At 37.0% G+C, this 22,753-nt stretch carries 30 protein-coding genes and 1 pseudogene; 1 reads left to right on the forward strand and 30 read right to left on the reverse strand.

The features are described from left to right. Genes A9G11_RS07175 through A9G11_RS07190 form a run of 4 tightly spaced genes read right to left on the reverse strand, consistent with a single transcriptional unit; the run spans position 1 to position 3,157 of the window. Positions 1-1,110, reverse strand: a complete 1,110-nt coding sequence (locus A9G11_RS07175) for a phage tail protein (protein ID WP_065618872.1) — start codon at positions 1,108-1,110, stop codon at positions 1-3. Then, positions 1,103-1,693, reverse strand: a complete 591-nt coding sequence (locus A9G11_RS07180; RefSeq protein ID WP_065618874.1) for a YmfQ family protein — start codon at positions 1,691-1,693, stop codon at positions 1,103-1,105. The genes A9G11_RS07175 and A9G11_RS07180 overlap by 8 nt, the downstream gene beginning before the upstream one ends. Beyond that, on the reverse strand, positions 1,684-2,751 hold the full coding sequence (locus A9G11_RS07185) for a baseplate J/gp47 family protein (protein ID WP_218056081.1): 1,068 nt from the start codon (positions 2,749-2,751) through the stop codon (positions 1,684-1,686). The genes A9G11_RS07180 and A9G11_RS07185 overlap by 10 nt, the downstream gene beginning before the upstream one ends. Then, on the reverse strand, positions 2,744-3,157 hold the full coding sequence (locus A9G11_RS07190; protein WP_065618879.1) for a phage GP46 family protein: 414 nt from the start codon (positions 3,155-3,157) through the stop codon (positions 2,744-2,746). Before A9G11_RS07190 ends, A9G11_RS07185 begins: the two co-directional genes overlap by 8 nt. Positions 3,158-3,180: 23 nt before the next feature. Here A9G11_RS07190 and A9G11_RS07195 point away from each other — a divergent pair, with 23 nt between their 5' ends. Beyond that, positions 3,181-3,675: a hypothetical protein gene (locus A9G11_RS07195; protein WP_065618881.1), complete on the forward strand. Its 495-nt coding sequence runs from the start codon at positions 3,181-3,183 to the stop codon at positions 3,673-3,675. Here A9G11_RS07195 and A9G11_RS07200 read toward each other — a convergent pair. From A9G11_RS07200 to A9G11_RS07320, 26 genes and pseudogenes are all read right to left on the reverse strand, one after another. After that, positions 3,672-4,235 (reverse strand): phage baseplate assembly protein V, encoded by a 564-nt coding sequence (locus tag A9G11_RS07200; protein ID WP_065618883.1) that lies wholly within the window; start codon positions 4,233-4,235, stop codon positions 3,672-3,674. The genes A9G11_RS07195 and A9G11_RS07200 overlap by 4 nt on opposite strands. After that, complete coding sequence (locus A9G11_RS07205; RefSeq protein WP_065618885.1) at positions 4,235-5,305, reverse strand: phage baseplate assembly protein; 1,071 nt, start codon at positions 5,303-5,305, stop codon at positions 4,235-4,237. Before A9G11_RS07205 ends, A9G11_RS07200 begins: the two co-directional genes overlap by 1 nt. Beyond that, a complete protein-coding gene (locus tag A9G11_RS07210; protein WP_065618887.1) occupies positions 5,302-6,705 on the reverse strand; it encodes a DNA circularization protein in 1,404 nt (467 codons plus the stop codon). The genes A9G11_RS07205 and A9G11_RS07210 overlap by 4 nt, the downstream gene beginning before the upstream one ends. After that, positions 6,705-8,906 (reverse strand): phage tail tape measure protein, encoded by a 2,202-nt coding sequence (locus A9G11_RS07215; protein ID WP_065618889.1) that lies wholly within the window; start codon positions 8,904-8,906, stop codon positions 6,705-6,707. Before A9G11_RS07215 ends, A9G11_RS07210 begins: the two co-directional genes overlap by 1 nt. A gap of 148 nt (positions 8,907-9,054) precedes the next feature. Next, on the reverse strand, positions 9,055-9,360 hold the full coding sequence (locus A9G11_RS07220) for a phage tail assembly protein (protein ID WP_081298461.1): 306 nt from the start codon (positions 9,358-9,360) through the stop codon (positions 9,055-9,057). Beyond that, on the reverse strand, positions 9,360-9,719 hold the full coding sequence (locus tag A9G11_RS07225; RefSeq protein ID WP_065618893.1) for a phage tail tube protein: 360 nt from the start codon (positions 9,717-9,719) through the stop codon (positions 9,360-9,362). Before A9G11_RS07225 ends, A9G11_RS07220 begins: the two co-directional genes overlap by 1 nt. Then, a complete protein-coding gene (locus A9G11_RS07230) occupies positions 9,719-11,218 on the reverse strand; it encodes a phage tail sheath subtilisin-like domain-containing protein (RefSeq protein ID WP_065618896.1) in 1,500 nt (499 codons plus the stop codon). The genes A9G11_RS07225 and A9G11_RS07230 overlap by 1 nt, the downstream gene beginning before the upstream one ends. Further along, the gene (locus tag A9G11_RS07235; RefSeq protein WP_065618898.1) at positions 11,208-11,393 is read right to left on the reverse strand and encodes a DUF2635 domain-containing protein; all 186 of its coding nucleotides are present in this window, start codon (positions 11,391-11,393) and stop codon (positions 11,208-11,210) included. Before A9G11_RS07235 ends, A9G11_RS07230 begins: the two co-directional genes overlap by 11 nt. After that, complete coding sequence (locus A9G11_RS07240) at positions 11,383-11,964, reverse strand: phage tail terminator protein (protein WP_065618899.1); 582 nt, start codon at positions 11,962-11,964, stop codon at positions 11,383-11,385. Before A9G11_RS07240 ends, A9G11_RS07235 begins: the two co-directional genes overlap by 11 nt. Beyond that, the gene (locus tag A9G11_RS07245) at positions 11,961-12,467 is read right to left on the reverse strand and encodes a hypothetical protein (RefSeq protein WP_065618901.1); all 507 of its coding nucleotides are present in this window, start codon (positions 12,465-12,467) and stop codon (positions 11,961-11,963) included. The genes A9G11_RS07240 and A9G11_RS07245 overlap by 4 nt, the downstream gene beginning before the upstream one ends. After that, positions 12,460-12,798, reverse strand: a complete 339-nt coding sequence (locus tag A9G11_RS07250) for a phage head completion protein (protein ID WP_065618903.1) — start codon at positions 12,796-12,798, stop codon at positions 12,460-12,462. The genes A9G11_RS07245 and A9G11_RS07250 overlap by 8 nt, the downstream gene beginning before the upstream one ends. Further along, positions 12,795-13,127, reverse strand: coding sequence for a head-tail connector protein (locus tag A9G11_RS07255; RefSeq protein ID WP_065618905.1), 333 nt, complete (start codon positions 13,125-13,127; stop codon positions 12,795-12,797). Before A9G11_RS07255 ends, A9G11_RS07250 begins: the two co-directional genes overlap by 4 nt. 44 nt (positions 13,128-13,171) lie before the next feature. Continuing rightward, on the reverse strand, positions 13,172-14,380 hold the full coding sequence (locus tag A9G11_RS07260) for a phage major capsid protein (protein WP_065618906.1): 1,209 nt from the start codon (positions 14,378-14,380) through the stop codon (positions 13,172-13,174). A gap of 13 nt (positions 14,381-14,393) precedes the next feature. Beyond that, complete coding sequence (locus A9G11_RS07265; protein ID WP_065618908.1) at positions 14,394-15,047, reverse strand: HK97 family phage prohead protease; 654 nt, start codon at positions 15,045-15,047, stop codon at positions 14,394-14,396. Continuing rightward, entirely contained in the window at positions 15,037-16,239 is a 1,203-nt protein-coding gene (locus A9G11_RS07270; RefSeq protein WP_065618909.1) for a phage portal protein, read from the reverse strand. The genes A9G11_RS07265 and A9G11_RS07270 overlap by 11 nt, the downstream gene beginning before the upstream one ends. Further along, the gene (locus A9G11_RS07275) at positions 16,239-17,756 is read right to left on the reverse strand and encodes a terminase large subunit (RefSeq protein ID WP_065618911.1); all 1,518 of its coding nucleotides are present in this window, start codon (positions 17,754-17,756) and stop codon (positions 16,239-16,241) included. Before A9G11_RS07275 ends, A9G11_RS07270 begins: the two co-directional genes overlap by 1 nt. Positions 17,757-17,765: 9 nt before the next feature. Then, positions 17,766-18,245 carry a terminase gene (locus A9G11_RS07280; protein WP_065618913.1) on the reverse strand — a complete coding sequence of 160 codons (480 nt, stop codon included), beginning with the start codon at positions 18,243-18,245 and terminating at the stop codon, positions 17,766-17,768. Positions 18,246-18,777: 532 nt separating this feature from the next. After that, entirely contained in the window at positions 18,778-19,356 is a 579-nt protein-coding gene (locus A9G11_RS07290; protein WP_065618917.1) for a hypothetical protein, read from the reverse strand. Between the two features lie 85 nt (positions 19,357-19,441). After that, a pseudogene (locus A9G11_RS14730) lies at positions 19,442-19,540 on the reverse strand (hypothetical protein); the annotation flags it as partial. Between the two features lie 363 nt (positions 19,541-19,903). Then, positions 19,904-20,341 carry a hypothetical protein gene (locus A9G11_RS07295; RefSeq protein WP_065618919.1) on the reverse strand — a complete coding sequence of 146 codons (438 nt, stop codon included), beginning with the start codon at positions 20,339-20,341 and terminating at the stop codon, positions 19,904-19,906. A 61-nt stretch (positions 20,342-20,402) separates the two neighbouring features. Beyond that, positions 20,403-20,633: an Rz1-like lysis system protein LysC gene (gene lysC / locus A9G11_RS14790; protein ID WP_442902980.1), complete on the reverse strand. Its 231-nt coding sequence runs from the start codon at positions 20,631-20,633 to the stop codon at positions 20,403-20,405. Continuing rightward, positions 20,530-20,880, reverse strand: a complete 351-nt coding sequence (locus A9G11_RS07300; protein WP_065618921.1) for a DUF2570 domain-containing protein — start codon at positions 20,878-20,880, stop codon at positions 20,530-20,532. Before A9G11_RS07300 ends, lysC begins: the two co-directional genes overlap by 104 nt. Next, positions 20,870-21,253 carry a DUF5675 family protein gene (locus A9G11_RS07305; RefSeq protein ID WP_065618923.1) on the reverse strand — a complete coding sequence of 128 codons (384 nt, stop codon included), beginning with the start codon at positions 21,251-21,253 and terminating at the stop codon, positions 20,870-20,872. The genes A9G11_RS07300 and A9G11_RS07305 overlap by 11 nt, the downstream gene beginning before the upstream one ends. Beyond that, on the reverse strand, positions 21,250-21,576 hold the full coding sequence (locus A9G11_RS07310; protein ID WP_218056083.1) for a phage holin family protein: 327 nt from the start codon (positions 21,574-21,576) through the stop codon (positions 21,250-21,252). The genes A9G11_RS07305 and A9G11_RS07310 overlap by 4 nt, the downstream gene beginning before the upstream one ends. A 144-nt stretch (positions 21,577-21,720) precedes the next feature. Beyond that, positions 21,721-22,032, reverse strand: a complete 312-nt coding sequence (locus A9G11_RS07315) for a hypothetical protein (RefSeq protein WP_065618925.1) — start codon at positions 22,030-22,032, stop codon at positions 21,721-21,723. After that, positions 22,029-22,709, reverse strand: a complete 681-nt coding sequence (locus A9G11_RS07320) for an endonuclease (RefSeq protein WP_065618927.1) — start codon at positions 22,707-22,709, stop codon at positions 22,029-22,031. The genes A9G11_RS07315 and A9G11_RS07320 overlap by 4 nt, the downstream gene beginning before the upstream one ends. Positions 22,710-22,753 lie beyond the last annotated feature (44 nt).

Here is a 22,753-nt window from a genome sequence, read left to right on the forward strand (position 1 = left end):
TTATTTCCCCCACGCCATCCACACTAAATTACCGCCTATAATTCCGTCACCAACCAACCTCTCAAACAAACACCCCCTAAAAAATGTTTGCGTTCGTTGTATTTCTGTTATAAAACATGCGTCATTTCTATAAACCGCCTGAAAAAAATCACACCGCTCATTAAACGCAACTGGAAAAACTACCGTAAAATTGACCTGATCTCGTGTTGGTGCAATCACTATTTCACCCCATTGATGAATATATCCGTCTGGAGATTTTCTAAACCCATTATTTGTTTGGTAATCGCTCATTGACACTATATTGGAATGATTAATTTTAACTCGTCCAACATTATCAAATCTCCATTCATTTTTAACGCAATCAAACAGCAATTTATTTTCCCACGTTCCTGCTCGATTTTTATATATCAATGCAAAATTTCCCTCATCTGACAGCAGATGAGCCATATTTTGCCCTGTGGTATTTTGTAATTGTAGTGATGGGTGATCTGCCGATACCATTAGACAATTTTGAATTGTGTCACCTGTTTTACTAACGAACTGAGTTAACGATCTGTCCAATTTGTCGTTGACTGTTTTAACAGCTAACGACGTTGCCGCGTCTGTTTCTGATGTGCTGTTTGTTTCTGAACTGAGTTTAATTGCCGCAGGGATCATATCGTTTAACCCCATTACATTACTAGCAGCTATTTTCCCGTTAATTATGCCATCGTGGTTGATATACCATAAAAAACTGCCGTTCTCACTGAGTTCTCTACTGTAAACACCAATAATGCCATCATTTCTAAAAACAAAATGCATTTTTTTATTTGGAGAGTAAAACCGCGTTTCGGCGACGTCATATTGATAGATTTTTTTGATATCATCGATTTTATCATTAACAGTTTTTACATACTGTTGGATCGCGTGATTAAGTTGATCATGCTTCTCTTTATTTAAAGAAAAGCCTGCCGATTCTATAACATTGGCGATTTCTTCTTGCACTGCATCACAATACAAATAATCAATTTTTGTTGCTAGTGTACCGGTTTGAGGATTTCCTCGAGTGAAGCCGTTTTTCCCCTGCCCAAATTTATCTTTCTGCGCTGTTGGTGTGTCAATTCTATGCATTGCTTACTCCGTATTTAAAAATTACATAAGTATGTGACGCGCATAACTTTTTAATTATGCATTCAATTTGTTTATCACCCCATGTTCTCAAGTATGAATCACAGTGATCTTCGCACGTCATTTCTGTTATTTGATAATTATGTGGGATGTTAATAATCCAGTAATAACGCCATTCTTCATCATACAAATAGTCGTCGCATGATGATTCACACGTAAAAACATTATTGTTATAGTTAGTGATAGTTGCATCTGGATAACCATTGATAGCTAATATTTGTAGATAAAAATCTTTATTTATTCCGCCAGTCAGATTCAATTTAGAATCTAGTCGATTTCTGCGAGTAGTTAACGTCTGAAATTGTTCTGAATAGCAACTATCTGGTAATCCGCAAATTTGCTCATATCTGTCAATAAGTTCGGTTGTTGTGCGTGGGTCTATCTCTCGCATTAAATCATCTACACGGAGATGCGTTTTTGATAATGTTAATGCTAGTGTTAACAGTATAGGCTCTGTTTTGTTCCACGCTGGACCGTAAGGCAATAAATTGCCAACCATGCTTTGGTATTGTTTTTCTATATCCATTCAATACCCCCAAAAACAGCCACCTGATTTTTCTCAATGAAAATATCTCTATCTGGATAAAATAATTCATGAGAATATTCGCCAAAAGATTTACTTATAACCTCACTAATTCGTGATTTGAATAATGTTGTTTGTGGGGCGCCTTCTCTCAATAAAAATGATTTCAGCTCTAATCCAATTTGATATCGAATTTCAGGGTTATCTGGTGTTACCATTAGTTTAAAATTAATAGGCTTAGGTATCGGTGAAAACACAACCAACATCGAACCGGCGACAGGTGCTAATGGTTCAATATGCTTTTTAATATTTTGAATTGTTGTATTGTCTAAAACTGGGTTAACTGGATCATTATTAGCGACCAGCAAACCAACGCTACCAGTTCCTGCCCAATGACGATAGCACCAAACTCTTGTAACTCCCGGCACTTCTTTCGCCCATTGCACGTAATCCTGGTCTGCTCCGCTTTGAGGAGTGTAATACCACCTGTCTATAATGCGCTTTCTAAATGCTTCTAAATCTTCGACATCAGCACCGGCTTCGATAGAATCGGAAAAGCATGTTGATGATAATCCTGTAATTGGTGTTATCAGTGACATGCTTATTCCATCATCACAGTTACCTTTTTTGCCTACCTCATCACACACTACAGGTACTCTTAAAACATTATTTGCAGATGCTGTTGTTTGTGTAATTGTGTACATACACTGATCAACTTGACGCCTGATCTTTTGATCTTTAGTGATAACGATACCGTCTGGTACTTTATCAAATCGAATATAACCAGTTGCTGCTGTTGCCTCTTTACGATAGCAACGCTTCATATTACCGTGCCTGATTAACCAGTCTTCATCAGCTTGGTCGGGTAAAATGTTTTTGGCCATGTTTTCAATGTAGCCCAATAATACATGCGTCGCCCCTGCGATAACTCGTCCGTAGACTTCAGGATCATTTCGACGCAATGAAATTAATTCATCATCAACGGCTAAACGCGCGTATAAATCATTGCGAATAGTTGTGATTAAATCGGGTAAAGTTGGTCTTGAAAATCCACTATCCATTAATTTCACTCCAAAGGTTGTTAAACCTGAATTCTTCGTTGCTACCATCTTTTTTATAAATATTGATGCTAGCAGTTAAAACAGTTAAATCAGTTCGTTGTACTGAAATATCTATACGCGATGCAAGTCCATCGTCGATCATCCATTGCACCGCTTCTTTGATGTAAATCTTTGCAAAATTGGCTGTCTGATTTGTTAATTTAGAACGGGTCAGTAAATACAATCGTGACCCTATTTTGTCGTTTGCAGCGCTTGGATATGAATCACCCCAAAAACCATAAGGGTGCTCTGAATCATCACTGTCATTTTTTCGGCGCCACGTGAATAGTGAAATTATTAAGGCTCTATGAAGAGGTTTTATTTGTGATGATGCTGTTGTTTGTTTATTATTAACCGTTATAAACATGTTAACTCACTTAAGGAATAAAAATGAAAAAACTATCTATTTTGGCATTAGTTTTATTTGTAAGCATTGTAAGTGCAGAACAGAAAGCATTGTCGTTGACTGCAAAACAATTCAATAACGGAGTAAAGCAATATTTCAAAACTATTCCTCAATGTTCAACAATTAAAGTAGATGAAATGCGATTATTCAATGATGGTGCAAATGGTTATCAAGAATTTAAACAAGAAAACATAACCTTTGCTGTTATATTAAAAATTGATGAAAAAAATAAGCTAACCAATATTCAAATAACATCATCTACAAATGCAAAAAATGAACAATCTCGTCAAGGTATGCTATGTTCAACATATGCTGTAATGAGAATGTTACAACCAAAATTAGCTTCTAAGGAAGATGCATTAAAACAAGCTGGTCACTTGTGGGAACTAGCAAAAGACGCACCTTTTGAGATGACTTATTTTAATGACAGAATAAAGGCACAGTTCGTTCCGTTTGAAATAAATGTCTATACAAACTAACTCATTTTTTGGTTTGGGGTTTGTGTTATTGAATTTGTTTCGTTATGCGTGTGACCGTTATATGTAGTTCTGATATTAGATATGGTGCTGGTTTTATCCTCAATTTCACCGGTTGATTTTAATAACGGTGTATCAAAATTTGTACCTGATGATGCTTTAACAACTAAATTTTTAGTATTTAGTTCTATTGTATCATCAGCATTAATGATGAATTTTTTAGTTTTTACATTAATTTCATTATTACGATTAAATGTAATGTAATCTCCCTCATCGGTATAGATAGCAACTTCACCATGCTTTAATGACTTAATTCGATAACGACGATCCCCAGCTGTTAAAATTACTCCATGTGATTTATCACCATCTAAAAATAGCGCTACCGCCTCTGCTCCGTCCAGCGGACGTGAAGTAAAGCCGTATTGCTCTATATGCTCTACATCGCTTTTTAGCTCTCCGCCAGACATTTTGATTTGCAATGTTTGGCATTTACTTGCGCTATCACTAAATGTGATATAGCCCCTAGATACAATGTTCATTATTTTATTTAAAACTTTACGCATTAGAATACCTCGCCAGTGTTAGATTTTTTCCCTTTTTTCTTCTTGGTTTTCTTCCTGTCTGGCAAATAGGCTTCAACTGGTCCAACTTTTAACTCGCATAACGTTCCACGAATGCTTAAACTGTATTTAACTTCAGCAATAACCAGTTTTTCATTATCATAACCAAGTAGGGGATCATCAACGACAACCATTTGATTAGGTTTCCATAACGTTCCGTCCCCTTGCTTCCAGCCTTGAACCGTATATGTAACTTCTCTGGTTTTACCTGCTCTTAACGTCTTTTCCATTTCGCAACGCTCTTGGCAAGTACCATTATTTGAATCACCGGATTGCTTAATAATAAGTGGCCTATAACGTAGAATGCTGTCATCCTTAATTGATGCTCGAACTGATGCGAGTGTTGCCTGTCCAAAGTTTTCATCATCACCAACACTTTGGCCTGAAACAAAATAATCCGAATATCTATCCTTGATGCTTTTTTCAGTATCAGCAGATAAGATATTTTTACCTAATACTAATGCCGTTTTCGCTTCATCTGAACCGATATCACCAATAACCACTTGTCCTTTCTCATCATCAAATACAACTATTTGTTGCATGCCCATTATTTTACTAATGACATCAAAAACTGTGTCGCCTTGATCCGCTTGAATACTAAGAGAACCTGCATCACCACCTTGGTTAATGACGTTTAGTTTAAATGGCGTAACTAAATCTTGGATCACTTGTATTGTAGAACTTCCGCTATATTGTTTCGGCACTGCACTGCAATCAACACAATCAGCCGTTTTGCTCCGACCAACTATTCCCATCGATATAGAACTCGCATCATATCTAATCGGTAACGCTTCAATATATCCGGTTAAAACAACATCATCATCAATAAAAACCTCAACAAGGTCGCCGTTTTTAACTGTTATTTTGGTTTCTGAATCATCACCAGATGATGGCCATTGACGTGTGATAGTGACATTAAAATCTCTTGCAAGCCGTTCAATACCTGCCGAGATACTAATGTCAGTCCAACCGCCGAAATACGTATGGTTAACTTTTAAAAAAACATTATTCATGATTTAGGCACTCGTAATTCTCGAACAGGAACAAAACCAGGATGTAAAATATTATTGCGCGTTGATATATCGTCAAAACGTTTAGAGTTGTTATAGAGATAATGAGATAACACCAGATCTGGTAATACATCGTCTGGGATGTAAACAATTGTTTTCTCTATTTTGATTAATCGTTCATTGATATCTTGATTAACTGCAGCTTTTAATTTAACTAATGCTACATATAATTTATCATTTTGTGTTCGTGATAATTCAATATCAAATGAGGTATTAATAGCATCTTTGATTTCGAGCAAATCATCAAAAGAAATTGTATTATTTTTTACCGTATTTTCATTGTTTACGGTCGTTGTAGTATTGGCGTTATTAGTTCTATTTATTATTGACTGTTGTGATGAAGAATTTTCAATTACGTCATATAAATTTGCGCTTTTATCCACACTACTTATAACTGAACCTACAACAGGACTAAGGCCTACTGGCGGAAACGATGACACTCTTTTTAGTACATCATTTTTAGTTTGCTTCGGTAATGATGCAATTGTTCGTGATGCTTCAGTTAATGCTGTAACACGCATTGCAGTATTAATTATATTTTGGTTTTTTTTAGTTTGTGCTGTTGACCGACTATCCGTTGGCCATACTCCAACAGGTGACAAATTTTTCACAAATGATGTGCCAGTAAACACCTTAGCCCTAGATATAAGACCTTTTACGGAGTTAGTAAATCTTGTCGCGCTTTTCCATACATTTTTAATTGAATTAACTATTGATGAACCACCGGCACCAAGTATCGGTGATAAATCACCATTCATTATTTTTACAGCTTCTCTAACGTATGGAGTAATTGTATTAAATGTATCAGCTATACCATTTAATATAGTCATTGTATTATCAAGAATATTCTCTTGAATAAAATCAGGTGCATCGATAAGGTCAAAGTCTTCAAATGCGTCTAACAACTCATGATCTACATTATCTGCATTTTCATTAACTACATCGTCAGTGGCTACAGATGAATCAGGGAATATTAATTCACCAGCTTCAACAAAAGAAAACGATACAACACTCATTCTTCTTTTATCAACTGAATCGCTAATCGTTACTGTCCCGGCAATATTAACATTAAGTTCACCAAGGAATGGATGTATTAACGTTCCAGCTCCCTCTTGTTCAATCGCGTCTGCAAGTTTTTCCGCTTGTTCTTTGTGATCATCACCAATTAGAAACGCATCAATTTTATTTTTTCGCGCTAAACGTCCAACATCTTCTGTATATGGTACATCTCTAAACGGGTATTCGTGTGTTTGATTGCGTCGCCCAAATTCAGATGACGTACCACTCACTTGGAATGGTACACCTCGGAAACTGGCTGGTAATAAATCACTTAACCAACTCATTAATTTGCCCCCGCTTTAGAATATGGACCCCATCCAACATCAACTTTCGTATTGAACCCTTCTGACTCCTTAGTTTTTTTAACAGTAGTGCCATGAGGTATATTCTCAAATTTAACGACTAATTCACTATTCAGTGGTTTGCCCTTTGAAAAGGAGTTATCTGGTATGTGAGGTGTCGAATAGTATGGATACTGCATTGCAGGACTTGAATAATACGGATATTGTGACATTGTTTTGTCTACTCGTTTTTGTAACTGAGTTGTATCAACATTTATTTTGATATTTTTTTCACTGCTACCAAATAACCAATTCCATGCATCGATTAACGGTTGTATACCTGATTTAACACTATCCCACAACCCGCTAAAAAACTTTTTCACTTTATCCCATGCTTTTGGGATCGCGTCACCAGCCACCTTAAACGGCTCAATGAAGACATCCAGAATTGGCATAATAAATGGTTTTATAGTTCCCCATAAACCACAAAAAAACTTACTGACTGTTTCCCATGCTTCTGCAATTTTCTTACCACCCACTTTGAACCCTTCAATAAAAAAATCGATAATTGGCATAACAAATGGTTTGATAAATTCCCAGAGATTCCTAAAAAATTGACTAACAACACCCCATGCATTTGCAATTAAAGTAGCCCCCACTTTGAACCCTTCAATAAAAAAATTAATGATCGGCATAACGTAAGGCTTAATGACTCCCCAAAACCATTGGAAAAACTGAACTATTTCATCCCAGTATTCAATAATCAAACCTGCCGCTAATGCTATTCCTGTCATTACAAGGCCTATTGGGTTTGCTTTTAACGCAGTGTTAAACCCAATAACACTTAACTTTGCAATTTTAAATGCTTTTGATAAACCCAACTGAGCGATTGCTAAGGCCTTTGTTGTAAGCTTGACACCTTTCAATATTCCATTAAAGACAGTAATACTTGTCGAAAGTGTACCAACAATAATATTTACACCTGCACAAGCAACCCTTAATCCTATTAAACCAGCAACCGACATAGCCACCATTTTTACTAGTTCTGGGTTTTCTTGGATAAAATGGCCGAATTCGACAATTAATGGCTGTAGCTCGTCCAGTAATTCTGTAAATACCGGCAATAATGCATCCCCAATAGATAAACTGACATCAGTTAATGCGTTATTAAAAAGTTGTAATTTGTTTGCTGTAGTGTTAGATCTAGATTCGTACTCTTTCTGCATTGAACCAGCATACTGTGATGCATCACTAACTCGGTTGAAATTTGTTTTTAATAATTCTAGATTGTTGAGTAACGGCGATATAGCAGCAACGCTTTCTTTACCGAATAAAACAGTTAAAGCTGCAGACTGCCGATCCTTAGACACCTGTCCTAGAGATTCCAGCACTTTCATAATCGTCCCTTCTGCATCTTTTTGCATTCCTTTAGCTATTTGAGTTGATGTAAATCCCAGTTGCTGTAATGCCTTCTGCTGTTTTGCTGTTGCGGCTTTACCTGCTGTAAGTGTTAGCATAAAGTTTTTAATACCTGTTGCTGCCTGATCAGCATTTGTACCTGTTGCCATCGTTGTAGAACTCAGCGCTGCCAACTTATCAGCACTAACACCTGAAATACTAGCTAGTGGACCTATTCGAGAAACAACATTTGAAATATCCCTGGCTGTTGCATTTTGTGTATTACCCAATAAATTAATCTTATCAGATAGTTCGACAACCTCAGTTTGTGTCATTTTTAGTGCTGTTCGCCATGTGGCCATTGTGCTACCAGCCTCTTCTGCGGTAGTATCAAATGCAATACCCATTTTTGTAGCATCTTCTGCAAACCGTAGCAAATCATCTTTCGGAATGTTTGCCTGTCCACCAGCTGCTACAATAGACGCAATGTCTTTTGCCGCCATAGGCAAATGCAGCGACATTTCACGAATATCTTTCCCCATTTGCTTAAATTGCTCCGGTGTGTCGAAGTCAACAACTTTTCTAATATCAGCCATGACTTCTTCATACGCCATTGCATCTTTTACACCTTTTACAAACGGCGCAGAAATAGCAAGTCCGGTAACGGCATCTTTCAATCCAAGTTTACCAAACCCCGATTTATTCATGGTTTTTTGAAACTTTTCAAGTTTGCCTTTCATTGTATTTAATTGCGGCGACAGTTTATCAACACACGTCACTACAGCTTTTAAATTAAAGCCTGCCATTATGATTCCCTACTATTTTCTATGCGGTTTGCTTGTTCGACTAATTCAAATACTTCTGATAGTGAACGTTCTTCTATGATGTAAAAGGGGGAGAGTTGCCAGTACTTGGCAAGATCAAAACAAAGGTTTACAAGATATTCGATTGTGATTATTCCGCTGTTGTCGCTTGTTCCTCCTCCGTTGGAATTGTCTCTTTCTCCTTTGGGCCGAAGAACATCATAATTTCACTGGTGATCATCAGAAAATCATACGGGGTCAGTTGTTCAACCGAACTAGGCGTAACATTACCAAGCGCAACAATGTAATCTGCGACTTTTTTCGGGTCGCCAATCATATTGCTATCAAATGGAAAGCCTAGCTTTTTGATGTCTTTAACTGTTGGTTCTTTAAGTTCAAGCACATGCAATTCGTTGCCGTGTGCCATAATCGGCTGTGATAGTTTAATTTCTTTCATTATTGATAAAATCCTTCTTCACCGTGGAATTCAATTTCTGCTGTACCCTCTTCTGCATTGTGATTCACTTCACCTTCAATCCATGCGTTGGATAGTACATAAACTTTACCGTTAGCTAGTTCTGCGGTGATTGTCATGGAATCACTTGATTTTAACTTTTCGACTGGAAAGTCTGCAGGTATTTTAAAAGTGCCTTTAATATAAGGTGATCTGTATGTTTCTTTGTAGTGGACACTTCCGTCAAGCCCGATAATACTTTCTTTAACATTTGTATTCATCGGGACTTCAATACCACCAGTTAATGAAAGCTGTTCAGAATCAACTTTAATATAAGTTGTTCCAGCAATACGTTTTACCATTAGTTTGTCTCCTCTGGATATTGCAATCTAAACTGTGCAAGCACAGCAAATACGCGTAATTGATTAACTAAATCTGGTGGGAATAACACATCTAGTCGGTTAGGATCGTTGACATTTCGTTCAACGATTAAGTTCTTTTTGAATAAATCAAAGTTTTCAACTAATCCCATTAATTCAAGTTGACGATAAGTCGCGTTGATTTCAGCTTTAGCAACTGCTGGCGTAATAATCGCTTGCCCTGCGCCAAATCTTGTACCGTCATTTGCCAGTTTATGCCGTGGGTATTTTGTTGTGATTACGCTGCGTAATTTACGCAATACATATGCAAGCGTGTGCAGTGTTTCACTATCCAAATAACTATTATCTGCAATCCCATAGCTGTTGCGTTGATATGTACTAATATCACGTTGAATAAGCAATTTTCCGCTTGATACATAAGCAGTTGCAATACCGTGACTTAATAATGATTGCTGTTCAGTTAGTGTAAACTGGTTGCTATCAGATGCAGGCAATGCACCATTTAACAACCCTGTTTGCGTTGGTCGCGCTGGGTCATTACAAATAAATACAGCATTACGAGCAGTTCGCATTGCAATTAATTCATCAATTCCAGTTTGAATTGTTGATTCATAGCCAGCAACAGTAATATGTTGGTAATTTAATTTATCACCAAATTCGACAAGCTCGGATAATTCTCCTTTTTGGGCTGTATAAACATGTCCATATAATTGGCGAATATAGCTCCAACGACCTTTAGTATCACCCATCTCAGCGTTGATTGCTGATAACGAAGCAACATCGCAATAAGGAAATGCGATAAAATCGAGTAATTTATCACCCATTGAAGCAATAACTGGCGTTAAATCTGGGGTACCAGTTCCACCACTCATTTGAGTTATAGTAATTTTTAATCCGTCCGGCGTTTCTTCACCACCAATCGAGCCGTAATAGTTAATACATAGCGGGATATCATTACCATTTAGCCCTTTATTTTTTGCAGTAAGTTTTACTGTACTGTCTGTAACTGTTGCCGTGACTGGTAAATCTTGGTTAGCATTGATTGCACTATTTAACGCATTTGCTATATTTTCGGCTGTATCAGAAATGGTCACGCGTGATTGAATTTTAATGTTACCAATATAAAGACTTAATGTTCCTGTTTCTTCCGCTGTACCAAGTATTTGTATTGTACCAGTTGCATTTGCTCCTGCTGTTGGTTCATCCACAGCAATTACATAAAGCTCTCCGAAATTATCGATATTGCGATAGGCATCAACCATTCTTGCTAATTGACTACCTCGACCGGCTAACTTTTTAGCCTGATCTGATGATGGCATAATAATTAACTTATTGCGTTCAATTTGGCTATCAATTAGAGGATGAGCAATGATTAATGATGCTCCAGTATCTTGAATTGTATTAGCTGCAGATGAATCTACCTCAGCATAAAACAATGGCACCCTAATATTGCTCGGAATATTATTAAAACTAATCGTCATTTTTTGTACCTTTCTTTTCCTGTTTTACTTTGATGTTTGTGACTTCTTCAACATCATTATTTGTCAATCGTCTAGCCCAGTATTGGTTAAACTCAATATTACGGCCTTCAATCGGTAAATAATCCCCATTATCAGGGTCATATACCTGTTTGCCATTCACTGGTTTAATTATCATTGTTACCCTCGTAGATATTATTGTGTTCAAAATTAACGGTTACTGATGAATCAGTATCTTTTAAAGTTCCTGACATCGTGTCGAATTTACCTATATTTAATGGGTTATAGTTTTCTGTTGGGTTCAAATCGAAATATTGACGAGTATCTTCAAATCCTACTTCACGCACCGCACTAAAATTAAATTGATAAAAAATTCTGCCGCGATCTAAATCAAGTAAGTCACCACCATCATATTGAATTGGATGATGGGACGGAGAAACTTCTAGCCCAAGTAAAGCACGCCAAAGCTCGACTTTAATATCTTCGACAATATCATAGGCCTCATGTTGGCCTCGTTCGTCTAATGGCTTTAATACAACAATGACACCAAACCCCTCTGTCACATCTTGCCAATAATCCGTTTGTGATTTGTTATCCTCTGCTCTGTCGTCAAGTGGTACAACGTAAGCTGCTGGTAATTTCAAAAATGTGGCATCTTTAATAGCTGAAAATTCAGCAGCGCCGCCAATACGACCTTCAAAACTTGGACTTGATTGGCGTAAAGTTTTAACGATATTTGATAGTTTCATTGTTTGACCTGCTTCATTGAGTTAACGAGCTCTTTAGCTAACGTGTATTTACTCCACGACGATTCTTTATTTAATGCATCAATCATGAAGTTCCCCCGTGGAGCAATCCGCCATGGTGTTCCACCTGATGCCCCTTTTTTATGACTTTTACCTCGTTTTGCGTTACGGCGGACACCATAAAATAGGAACGCTGGATAATACGGACCCATTAGCTTTTCCATATTGTTTCCACCTTTAACATTTGGCATAACAAGAACCATTAATCCTGGTCTCCGTGATGTAGGTCTTGGTACTTTATACCCAATAGATCGACTTAACTTTCCGCTTCGAAAACCAGGATAATCGCCATTTTTAGAAACTTGTTTTTTACTAACTAAAGCACGTGATGTTGCTTGAATTTTCTTACCAATTTTGACAAACGTTTTACGCAATTTTTTACGGTTAAGTTCAGCAGATTCAACTAACGTAAAATCGACGTGAACGTTATAATCCGGATTACTCATTGCTACCAATCTCCTCACATTCCAACAGTAAATATTTCTTGGGATGATCTAACCATCTGCATCGCTTGATTTTATAAACATGCCCATTCCAAACAACTTCATAATCAATAGATATAGGTTCTCGGTTGCTTGCAATTATTTCAAAGTAATGGGTGATTACATTCTCCGTCTGAATTGAATAAAAATAAGTTGATGAGGTGGGTTGCGTAACTTTAGCCCACTTGTAAATACCTTTTGAATATTCAGCATCAACCTCACTAAAACCAACTGGAATATCAAATCTTCGGCGAATTAATATTTTTTGATTTCGCTTTCCTGCCGCATGGATCATATCGGAATATACCTATAAGATTTTAATAATGTATTGAACCCAAGAGGAATGGAATATAACTGTTCGTTAGCAACATCTTCTCGTTGTTGGTACCAATATCCCACAGCTAATAAAATCGCTATTTTTACATCTGGTTCAACCAACATTGCCGAAGACTGAGCGCCTTCTGGGATTTTATCTTCATAAAATATGCGATTTGTATAATTTTGCGCTCTACTGATAGCTGCTTTAAGATAGATATTCAACAGATTATCTTCATCATCATTATCAATACGACATTGTTTTTTTATTTCTTCTAAGGTGGGAAATGTATAAGATTGATCTGCCATAATTACCTCAAAAAAAAGCCCTTTATTGAATAAAGGGCATATTATTAGCTACCTTTTTTGATTGTAAGCAACTTAATTGCGTTACTATCATTTAACATTGAGCCAACGCGTTTAGTCGTATAGAACCCGACAAATGGTTTCTTAGTATACGGATCACGTAACATGCGAATACCAATACGGTCAAAGATATAAAAACCACGTTTAAAGTTACCAAATGCAATTGGGGCCTTACCAGATGTATCACCGATATCTGGCATTTGCTCATTTTCAGCAACAGCAAAACCAGACAGTAATGACGGTTGACCAACTTGCAATCCTGGTTGCCAGATGTAATTGCCTTTATCATCTTTTAATAAACGAACTGCTAACAATGATTGATTGTTCATCATGAATTTAGCACCATTACGATAGACTTTGCGTAAGGTATAAGTAAGACTCACAATATCATCTGCAGATATTATTTTTACTGCACCTGATGTGATATTTTGCAATTTACCCCAATCGCGAGCTTTATCATCTTTTGCATCGGTTGCATAAGCTAAAAAGCCTTTTGGTTTTTTATTACCATCACCAAGAGTGAACGCCTCTTCTTCACGTTCAGCAAACTCTTGCGTTAACTCGTCTGTGATAAATGACTCTACATTGAAAAATGCATCATCAAGCATAGTTTGGGTGGCGTACGGGTTACCGTAAATTTCACCCCAAACAGGAGTAATTACACCAAGTTGAGGTGTGCCAGTTTCAGGTCGCGGATCGGTTTCATCTACCCAACCACTAGAAATACCGCCTTTATTGACTAGTTTTTTCCAATCTGGGGTACCAACTGTAATGACATTACATTCCTGGCGCATCACGACTTCATCACGTAAGGCGGATAAAATGTCAGTGTTTAATTCTTCAGGAACGGCATAGCCACCGTCAGCATCAATACCTGTTTGCATTGCTTTTTGTTCTAACTCTGCTAAACCTTGGTCGTCACCCTTGCGGATGAATCGCGCAAATGCTTCTTTATGTGCTGAGGCTTGTTTATTTCCACCTGCTGGGCGTTTAAACTCGGCAAGCTCGTTTTCTAACGCGGCTTTAGTACTATCTAATTCTGATAACTTGCTGTTTAGCGTCTCGACTTGCTCAGCTAGCTTCCCTTTTTCTTGTGTGATTGCTTCTAATCGCTGATCATTTTTAGTCTTAAACTCTTCAAACTGTTGTTTAAGTTCCTGCGCGACTAGTTCAACATCTTTATTATCAACTGCCATAATATATAATCTCCTAGTTAAAAATTGATTTTAAAATATTTAATGCGTTTTCCTCGCTATTACTAGCATCTCGCTGTTTTAGTGAAGAATATCCCTCAGACATAAACGCTTTTGCCTGAGTTCTGGAGAGTCCAACGTCGCGCAGCACTCTTTCAATTTCTTTCGGTGGCGGTATGTCACCACTTTCAAAAATACTTTTTACGTTATCAATTCTCGCTTCATCGTTTGCTGGGAAAGTGACAACAGACACCTCCCAGAGATCAATCTCTTTCAAAATGAATGCAGATTTTTCTTTGTCGTAATCATAATCATTTAAAATATATCCGATTGATAACCCAGATAATGATTTAGCTTTCATGTGAGCATGGGCACGTTTAGCGAGCGGATCATCATCAATTAATAATTGCCCCTCAAGATACAACCCGTTATCGTCCTCAACCATTTTTGTGTAATAGCCGATAGGTTCATCCATCTTGTGTTGCCATAGAAGTACAGGCAAACGCCCTTTCTCTTTCCACATGTTAAGCGATTTAGTAAATGCGCCTTTAATTACGATATCTGAATAGCTATCTTTCACGCCAAATACTGAGCCGTAGCCTGTAAATGCACCTGAATCGCTCACCGATTTAATCTCAAAAGGCATATCAAGTCGTTTTTTATTTAGCATCTTTGTTGTTATCCTGTGGTTTAGTAGTCATGTTCATTGGGGTTAGATAGATATCGCCGCCATCACGAGGATTGCGCTCTTCTAAATCACGGCACTCGTTCGGTGATAAAATGCCCCAGTTGATACCTGTTGCGTATGAGTCGTAGCGAGATTTCATGTCACCGCGCAATAACGCCCCGACGTTAAACTTGGCATAAAATTGACCTCGTTTTTCTTTACTAACGAGTCCAATGTTGATGCGTTGCTCAATTCGTGTTAGATAGGGCACTAATGAGTAATTAACAAACCCCATACCGAGATTTTCAATATTATTGAATGTGGCCCTGTCGGTGTTTTGGACCATATGCATCGGCACGCGAAATATTCGGCAAATTTCCTCAAGTTGAAATTTTCTGGTTTCTAAAAACTGGGCATCTTCGGCAGACATACTGATGTTATTCCACTTAAGACCCATTTCTAATATCATGGGTTTGTGTGCATTTTCTAGCCCTTGATGCTGTTCTTGAAAGTTTTCTTTTAGTCGCTTGTATGCTTCATCAGTTAATACCTGATCGGTTTGTAATACACCGCTTGAAACTGCGCCATTACTAAATAGTCGCGATCCGTGTTCTTCAGTGGCTAAACCAAGCCCTATAGCGTGCCTTGCATAACTAATCGGGCTTAAGCCAACCAATGAATCCATTGAAAATGTGCGCACGTGCCAAATTTCATCTTGAGAAAGCACATCACAAGAGCCATCAGGGAAAGTTACTTGATAAACAGGCTCCCATTTATCATTTAATTTCGGCTGCACACTACCGGGCAAAAGAGGGAGTAACTCAACAACTTCACCGAATACTTTGACTTTATATGCGTAAAAGTTACCACGTAAACACAGACAGCCGATCAGGTACTCCCAAAACTCTTGTGGGGTCATGTAGTTATTTGGCGCAACATATAAAAGTGAGTACAGTTTTTCTTTGGGTGCTTTTTTGCGCCCGCTATCTGTTGCTTGATATAAGAAACATGGCAACATTCCGACAGATTCAGTTAATACACGAACGCAGCCAAATACAGCAGTTAACTGCATAGCAAGAGCCGGACTAACCCTACGACCTGCATAGGTATCTAGCGAAAAACCTACATAATCAGATAACTCTTGAGCGGTAGTAATAGATTTTTCTTTACGTTTAAATAAGTTAAATATATTCATTATAATGACCGTATTCCTACGTTTAAGATGTGTTCTGATAAAGAGCTTTCTGATTCATCCTCTTTATTTGTCACGCCAAAAGCCATCGCCAAAGCCTGCATACCATCAATGCGACCAGTAGCTTTGTGTTTATCAAATTTCCTATTGTCAGCTTCATCTCTTGTTACCACAGCATTAGCGGCGCACATGGTCAGTATTGGGTGATTGCCATGACGAATAGTTCCATTTAAAAGTTCGTCTTCTAAAATAGATAAAGCTGGTGACATGTCCTTGAAACCCTGCCCAAATTTGACTAAAGGCGGATTAGCATTAATTCGCTCAAATTCTTTGATTAAAAAGTCAATGTGATATCGGTCAAAAGCAATGGCCGAGATATTGTATTCTTGGATGATTTCGTCCAACTCTTTAACCAGGTATTCATAATCAATAGATGCGCGTGGCGTTGTCCTTAGGTAACCCTGTTTTGCCCATACATCGTAAGGCACTCTGTCTCTTTTTGAACGATCATGTATGCCAACCTCTGTCGCCCAAAAATAAGGGTGAACATTCCAGTACCCATCGCTCGTTTTTGATATAACAACGAATGCGGTTAAGTCGTTCTTTTGGGATAAATCAAGTCCTGCAAAGCTGATAACATCTTCTGATGTTGGTTTAGCTGAGCATGATTCCCACACGTTGCGAGATACAAATGGACTAACAACCGATACTCGCTGATTTAGATTGAGATTTCGGAATTTATTTTCTTCAATTGGCATACGGTTTGCCGCATTAGCTAACCGCTTTAAATCATCGTAGGAACGGAATAATCCAAGTGCAGGATTAGCCGCATACCACGCTTTTTCATCAAGCACGTCAGCATCTTTTTCAGCAGCATAAACATGTGAAATGATATGCGGATCGTTAGAACTTTTAGCATCATCAAGCCATACACTGAATAAATCAGCATCATTTGCAGCTTGGGTACTAATCGCAATAAGTAAAGGTTCTTTATGCGCGCCCTGTGAAGTAGTGATTGCGTCAACAAAATCACTTCTTGGTCCAACTATTTGTCCAACTTCATCCAGAATAGCAAGAATAGGCGATAACCCATGCGCGGTTTTACCATCAGCAGCCAATGCTTTATATTCAACATTGCAAAGCAAACCATAAAGCCTTTTGCCACTTGGTACGATTCTAACTATTTTTTGCAGTTCAGGGTTTAAGTTAACGATTTTAACCGCCAATTCAAACACAATTGATGCTTGATCTCGGCTCATTGCACCGCTGACGATCTGCGAATTTTGAACAGCTTCAGGACCAACTAAATGTGCTAACAATAACCCAGCAATTAAACCTGTTTTACCGTTCTTTCTTGCAATACTGAGATATGCTGAATAAGTCCTGTTAGGGTTATCATAAATATCTAAAATAAACCGTTTTTGGAAATCAGCTAATTGCATCGGTTCGCCAAGATGCTCACCGTCAGGCACTCGGCAATAGTGCTCAATAAAAGCAATTACCTTTTCACCTCGTGTCATAAAATTACCTTAATGTAATGGCGTAGCAAGCAATCCTAGCCCGTCATGTTTATCCATGTAAGCTCTTGCGTTTTGCTCATTTTTGTTGCGGTTTTGCTGATCTCTCGATTCGCCATTTGTGGCGTGAGAATGTATTTGTAGGTTTCTTTTTTGTGCTGCGACTAACCTACCCAGATCGGTTATTTGTTTATCAATGCGCTTAATCTCGTTCGGATTACGTTCTTCACCAACTTTTTCATTTTCGCTGGCTAGCTCTTTTCTTAATTCAAGTATTCTTAGCTGATTATTTGATAAATCGGCGCACTCGATAAGGTCCGAATCAGTCCACGAATCAAGAGCTTTTGATTTAATATTGGAATCCCAAAAAGGACGAGCTTTAGTTGATAATCCTGCGTAGGCTGGTGGTTCAATAGTGTTTTTTACGGCATTGTCCATAGCTTTGATAGCTGCCGCAGTGCTATCAGAACGTGTTCTTTTCTTTGCGGCCATATATGTTCCTAAAAAAAGTAAAAAAATCGGGTTAGCGTTAAAATGAAAGGGGACGAGCGGTTTGGAAGACAAAAAGTTCTAGAAATTTACCACCCCCTCCCCTTACCTAGATAATTTATTATTAATCCAATGTCCACCAAACGGCATACCATTAACATCGCATCCTATCTCTGTGCCTATGTTCTCTATTCTCTGCTTGGTGCTTGAGTGGTGAGTGTTACACAGTCCTTGATAGTTTGATGAATCCCAAAACAATTTTTGCGCCTGTTTAATTCTTACTGGGTCTTTGGATATTAATGCTTGCTCTAACTTGTGCGGAATAATGTGGTCTACTGCGGTTGCGGGTTCATATCTACCCTGCTTTAAACACATAACACAAAACGGCTTGCGCTGTAGGTATGTTCGCCTAGCTTTACGCCAACGGGGGTTGTTATATACGTTTATCATAGAAACTGTATTGTTTTAAAAAGTGTAACTTTAAGTTACGGAAATAAAAAAACCGCCGAAGCGGTTTAAATATTTTGAATGGTATTTATATAAATGCTTTTTTTAATTTCCAACCGGTTTGGAGGGATAAAATCGGGTATATTTCTGATTGTAAAACTCCAGATGGGCATTCTGTATTTTGCAAACCCATAGGAATCCAGAGAACTAAAGATCCTACTTCTAAATGATAATCAATGACAGGGGAGCGTACAGTGGTTTTAAAAGGTCCCGTATTTAACGCTATTTCAATTTCATAAACAGGTGCAAATTTTGTAATATCGAACATGTACCTGCTAGTGGATATATCTCGTACTATACCAACCAATGGCTGATTTATTTCCAAAGGAGCAGAATTCTCACACGCAAATAAAAATGCTTCTGTTGTGCTTCTAAATCTAATTATATTTTTATGACTATGCTTATCTTTTAATTTACTAAATTTTTGATAATAGTATTCTGCTTTGGCTTTTGATTGACGTTTTAGTTCTTCCTTATACCAACGTTCAAGTTCACTCTTAGGTTGGGAAAGTTTTTCAAAAATATTTAATATTCTTTTCCTAAAAACTATAAATATATAAACCGCGAGAATAACCGCCCAAATAGCTATACTATTCGTCTTATCCATTTAACACCCACAAAAACAATTTATTAATAATAATCAAAAGGCGCAAAATTGCGCCGAGTATATTCTTCTGAGCATTATAATTTTATTATAGGGAAAAGCAAAAATTACCTAAAACATTGATTTCACTACAAAACGCAAAATTGCGCTCTGTAAACTCACTTGAACAATCTAGTTTTCTTATTGCTCTAAGAACATCTGAATGTCGTTTACCAAAATACTTGGCTACCTTTAAAGATTCGTCATTACTTGATTACCTTGTAAAGTAACCATTTCGTTAAAATCGAATTTAATAATATTCATGGTGTTCTCCGTTAGAAATGAGTTTTAGTCACACAGGGAACCAGTCCAAGAGAGGTAAACCATGATAACCATCTGGTACCCTCTAAAACTCATTCCTAAAAGACTCTTTTTTTAATTGCCAGTGTGAATGACGTTGATTGTAAAATAGGTGGCGGTGCGTTTTTGCACCAAATGAAGATTTTTTTAATAAATTTTAAGCACAAAAAAACCGCAGTTAAGCGGTTTGATCAATAATGTTGATAATTTATTAATTTTTTTGCCTAACACATGTTGTTGTATAAACATTTAACTCGCTAGGTTTTTTTGTAGATCTATACCTCGAACTATAAGTTTCAACATGTTTAAACTCATCGTCTGATACATATTGATATTCCAATGTCCGATCGAACTCAATATTTTCATCAAAATTGCGATGTATTTTTTTATAGCGTTCGAATAAAAATTTTTTGGGTGGTAAATTATAATATTGCTCTGTCATTGAATTATTTTTTTGTTTTTCATATTTTATCTGGATATCATTTATTTCAGAATTTCTATCATCAGTGGCTGTTTTTTCTATATTGTATAATCTTTGGTGTTGACATATCCATGAACCAATTAACATATCTTCTGTAACATTTTCACCTGAAGGTGAACATCCAAACAAAGCCAACCCCGTTAATAATGCAGTTATTTTTTTTAACATTACAATTCCATTTTATTTTTATTACAATGTCTTTAAATTATAACAAATCATTTTAGGAGGTTCATTTAATAATATCTTTTATTGCGTGTTTGTCACTATTACATTTTTCAATGACATTTAATAAATGCTCGTTATATTTAAGGCTCTCACCAAATGTCATTGATTTAGGTGGTAACTGTGGAAGGCAATCACTTAATAGATTGGCTGGTATCGGTTGACTCACGTAAATTTTTCGCTCGGTTGTACAAGCTGGCAGAAACAGGCATAGGCACAAACCGATTAGCACAATCATTGTCTTTGAGTTGCTCATTCATTTGCTCCTGTCTTTCTTGTGATTGATTTTCGAGCTTAACCTTTTCTTGCTCGTTATTAGTCACCAACTGATTATTTTTCTCTATACTCTGCTCTAACTGTAATATTTTGTCGGTTAATATCCTAGCCTCTTTCTGTGCGTTTTTTTTATCCAACCACTGATCAATCGTGGTGTATAGAAATAGCACACAAAGAAGGGCTGAAAACAATATTTTTTTATCTATCATAGTTTTCTACTATTTCCAGTTTAAATGATTGTTCGTCAAGCTCATTCATTAATAAAGTTAACGCCTTTCTACTTTCAAATAATTGAGAATCGTTATTACTCATTCCAACCAGAATGCAACCCGATGTATCTTTAGTCCAATTACCGGCATGAATTAAAATATGAGAGCGATTCGGTACATCTTTAACTTGATATACTCGTCCGAACTTTGGCGAATTAACTATATCACATTGATATGTAGCGGCGGGAATGCATGAAATTTGGCGTTGATTATCTTTCCATTGTAGTTCTAAAGTTGACAGAACTTTGCCTGACGGCAATTGAATCTTACCAAATGTTCCATTTAAATTAGTTTTTAGCCTTGTTAGCTTCATTGTTCATCTCCTTTGGCTTTTTTTATTAATCGTTCCTCAAGTGCTTTGATTAATGTTGCACCTGACCAACCAGCTAAACCAGCAATCCCGCCGGCAAACTCAAAAGCCCAATTGAAATAACTAGCGGCTAACACAACTAGCGCGCCAGCAAATATTGAAATGAATATTTGAGCAATTAAAACCCAAATATTAAATTGGTCACCATTAAGAACGTGATAACAATAGCTAGCTAATGAGCCAAGCGATGTTATGATGAATAGATAAATGACAACAAGCCAGTTGACATTATCAGGGTCTTTTATAGGCATGCGTTTAATCTTCATGATATGCCTCCATTTGTTTGAGGCTGTTAAAATAATGGTAGCGTACTAGCTATTGATTGAAGATGTGTGTGTCTAGCATTGCTACCGGTTTGATGTTGAGTGAATACTCAAAATTTGGGTATAAAAAAACCGACTTTCGCCGGCTTATTTTTTCTTTTTAAAATTCTTTGATGTGTATATTTCGTATTTTTTAAATTTTTCATTTACTGGTTTAGGTTTCTTGCTAAAACGAACTTTATTTTGATTTGATTTCTCTTGCTCATCTTTAAATTTATCGTCTTCCAGCTTATTACCAACTATAATATAAATTGCAAAAATCAGTCCAATAAAAAAAGTAACATCGATTATCATTAATAATGTGGGATCTTTAGTACGAATTGGAGGAGCATATACCGCTGAAGCATCCATGATTGCTAACCAACAAACAAAAAAGAGCAATATTAATTTTTTCATCATTTACACGATCCTGTAACAAACTTATTATCATTACCCTGTATCTGTTTGATTTGCTGATTACGCTCGCATTCCCATTTATCAGGCGGATATAATTTATCCCATGCGCGCATCAATTTAAACTCTGAATCTGATAGATTGATATTGTATTTTTCTGACATGTAAAAATATGTGCGAGCTATAACGCCACGAATTTCGTCGCGAGGTTGAAATTTACGAATTTGAAAATCCACTGCTGTTTTACAGCGTCCGTACTGGGTGAATTCATTAGTAAATTGAGAGTATCTGAAATTAGAACGATCACCATTTACCTCACCAATTGAAGGTTGCAAATTATGCATATCTCCCTCCATTTGGTTAAAAACAGTGTCTTTTTTACACTCTCTACGTCCACCGTCGCGCCAACACTGGAGATGCCTACCAAAATTTTCAGCCGGCATGACATGCTCCCATTCAATGCGTTTAGCTCTGAATTCATTTTTTCTCGGCTCATATCCACATTTACTGAAATCAACTACACCTGATTTATTATTGAATGTGAATTCACAGTCACAATAAAATGTTGTCTGTTCGGGATTTGATTTATACAACTGGACTAATTTTGTTTTAGCTGTATTGAAGTTTTGTGCCGAGTAAGCAAGAAACGGAATTAAAAATAGAGTAATAAGTAGCTTTTTCATAAGTCCATTTATGTAATAAAAATTCTAATTTCTTAACTCAGACT

The sequence above is a fragment of the Gilliamella sp. wkB108 genome (assembly GCF_001690195.1).
Classification (GTDB): Bacteria; Pseudomonadota; Gammaproteobacteria; order Enterobacterales; family Orbaceae; genus Gilliamella; species Gilliamella apicola_L.

What these genes read in the sequence shown, in the direction of transcription:
- A9G11_RS07215 (WP_065618889.1), bottom strand. Translation starts at nt 8,906, where the DNA reads ATGGCAGGCTTTAATTTAAAAGCTGTAGTGACGTGTGTTGATAAACTG.
- A9G11_RS07260 (WP_065618906.1), bottom strand. Translation starts at nt 14,380, where the DNA reads ATGGCAGTTGATAATAAAGATGTTGAACTAGTCGCGCAGGAACTTAAA.
- A9G11_RS07175 (WP_065618872.1), bottom strand. Translation starts at nt 1,110, where the DNA reads ATGCATAGAATTGACACACCAACAGCGCAGAAAGATAAATTTGGGCAG.
- A9G11_RS07270 (WP_065618909.1), bottom strand. Translation starts at nt 16,239, where the DNA reads ATGAATATATTTAACTTATTTAAACGTAAAGAAAAATCTATTACTACC.
- A9G11_RS07320 (WP_065618927.1), bottom strand. Translation starts at nt 22,709, where the DNA reads ATGAAAAAGCTACTTATTACTCTATTTTTAATTCCGTTTCTTGCTTAC.
- A9G11_RS07265 (WP_065618908.1), bottom strand. Translation starts at nt 15,047, where the DNA reads ATGCTAAATAAAAAACGACTTGATATGCCTTTTGAGATTAAATCGGTG.
- lysC (WP_442902980.1), bottom strand. Translation starts at nt 20,633, where the DNA reads ATGATTGTGCTAATCGGTTTGTGCCTATGCCTGTTTCTGCCAGCTTGT.
- A9G11_RS07280 (WP_065618913.1), bottom strand. Translation starts at nt 18,245, where the DNA reads ATGGCCGCAAAGAAAAGAACACGTTCTGATAGCACTGCGGCAGCTATC.
- A9G11_RS07220 (WP_081298461.1), bottom strand. Translation starts at nt 9,360, where the DNA reads ATGAAAGAAATTAAACTATCACAGCCGATTATGGCACACGGCAACGAA.
- A9G11_RS07250 (WP_065618903.1), bottom strand. Translation starts at nt 12,798, where the DNA reads ATGATCCATGCGGCAGGAAAGCGAAATCAAAAAATATTAATTCGCCGA.
- A9G11_RS07255 (WP_065618905.1), bottom strand. Translation starts at nt 13,127, where the DNA reads ATGGCAGATCAATCTTATACATTTCCCACCTTAGAAGAAATAAAAAAA.
- A9G11_RS07235 (WP_065618898.1), bottom strand. Translation starts at nt 11,393, where the DNA reads ATGATAATTAAACCAGTGAATGGCAAACAGGTATATGACCCTGATAAT.
- A9G11_RS07205 (WP_065618885.1), bottom strand. Translation starts at nt 5,305, where the DNA reads ATGAATAATGTTTTTTTAAAAGTTAACCATACGTATTTCGGCGGTTGG.
- A9G11_RS07245 (WP_065618901.1), bottom strand. Translation starts at nt 12,467, where the DNA reads ATGAGTAATCCGGATTATAACGTTCACGTCGATTTTACGTTAGTTGAA.
- A9G11_RS07295 (WP_065618919.1), bottom strand. Translation starts at nt 20,341, where the DNA reads ATGTTAAAAAAAATAACTGCATTATTAACGGGGTTGGCTTTGTTTGGA.
- A9G11_RS07240 (WP_065618899.1), bottom strand. Translation starts at nt 11,964, where the DNA reads ATGAAACTATCAAATATCGTTAAAACTTTACGCCAATCAAGTCCAAGT.
- A9G11_RS07195 (WP_065618881.1), top strand. Translation starts at nt 3,181, where the DNA reads ATGAAAAAACTATCTATTTTGGCATTAGTTTTATTTGTAAGCATTGTA.
- A9G11_RS07230 (WP_065618896.1), bottom strand. Translation starts at nt 11,218, where the DNA reads ATGACGATTAGTTTTAATAATATTCCGAGCAATATTAGGGTGCCATTG.
- A9G11_RS07210 (WP_065618887.1), bottom strand. Translation starts at nt 6,705, where the DNA reads ATGAGTTGGTTAAGTGATTTATTACCAGCCAGTTTCCGAGGTGTACCA.
- A9G11_RS07305 (WP_065618923.1), bottom strand. Translation starts at nt 21,253, where the DNA reads ATGAAGCTAACAAGGCTAAAAACTAATTTAAATGGAACATTTGGTAAG.
- A9G11_RS07200 (WP_065618883.1), bottom strand. Translation starts at nt 4,235, where the DNA reads ATGCGTAAAGTTTTAAATAAAATAATGAACATTGTATCTAGGGGCTAT.
- A9G11_RS07315 (WP_065618925.1), bottom strand. Translation starts at nt 22,032, where the DNA reads ATGATGAAAAAATTAATATTGCTCTTTTTTGTTTGTTGGTTAGCAATC.
- A9G11_RS07225 (WP_065618893.1), bottom strand. Translation starts at nt 9,719, where the DNA reads ATGGTAAAACGTATTGCTGGAACAACTTATATTAAAGTTGATTCTGAA.
- A9G11_RS07180 (WP_065618874.1), bottom strand. Translation starts at nt 1,693, where the DNA reads ATGGATATAGAAAAACAATACCAAAGCATGGTTGGCAATTTATTGCCT.
- A9G11_RS07190 (WP_065618879.1), bottom strand. Translation starts at nt 3,157, where the DNA reads ATGTTTATAACGGTTAATAATAAACAAACAACAGCATCATCACAAATA.
- A9G11_RS07275 (WP_065618911.1), bottom strand. Translation starts at nt 17,756, where the DNA reads ATGACACGAGGTGAAAAGGTAATTGCTTTTATTGAGCACTATTGCCGA.
- A9G11_RS07185 (WP_218056081.1), bottom strand. Translation starts at nt 2,751, where the DNA reads ATGGATAGTGGATTTTCAAGACCAACTTTACCCGATTTAATCACAACT.
- A9G11_RS07310 (WP_218056083.1), bottom strand. Translation starts at nt 21,576, where the DNA reads ATGAAGATTAAACGCATGCCTATAAAAGACCCTGATAATGTCAACTGG.
- A9G11_RS07290 (WP_065618917.1), bottom strand. Translation starts at nt 19,356, where the DNA reads ATGGATAAGACGAATAGTATAGCTATTTGGGCGGTTATTCTCGCGGTT.
- A9G11_RS07300 (WP_065618921.1), bottom strand. Translation starts at nt 20,880, where the DNA reads ATGATAGATAAAAAAATATTGTTTTCAGCCCTTCTTTGTGTGCTATTT.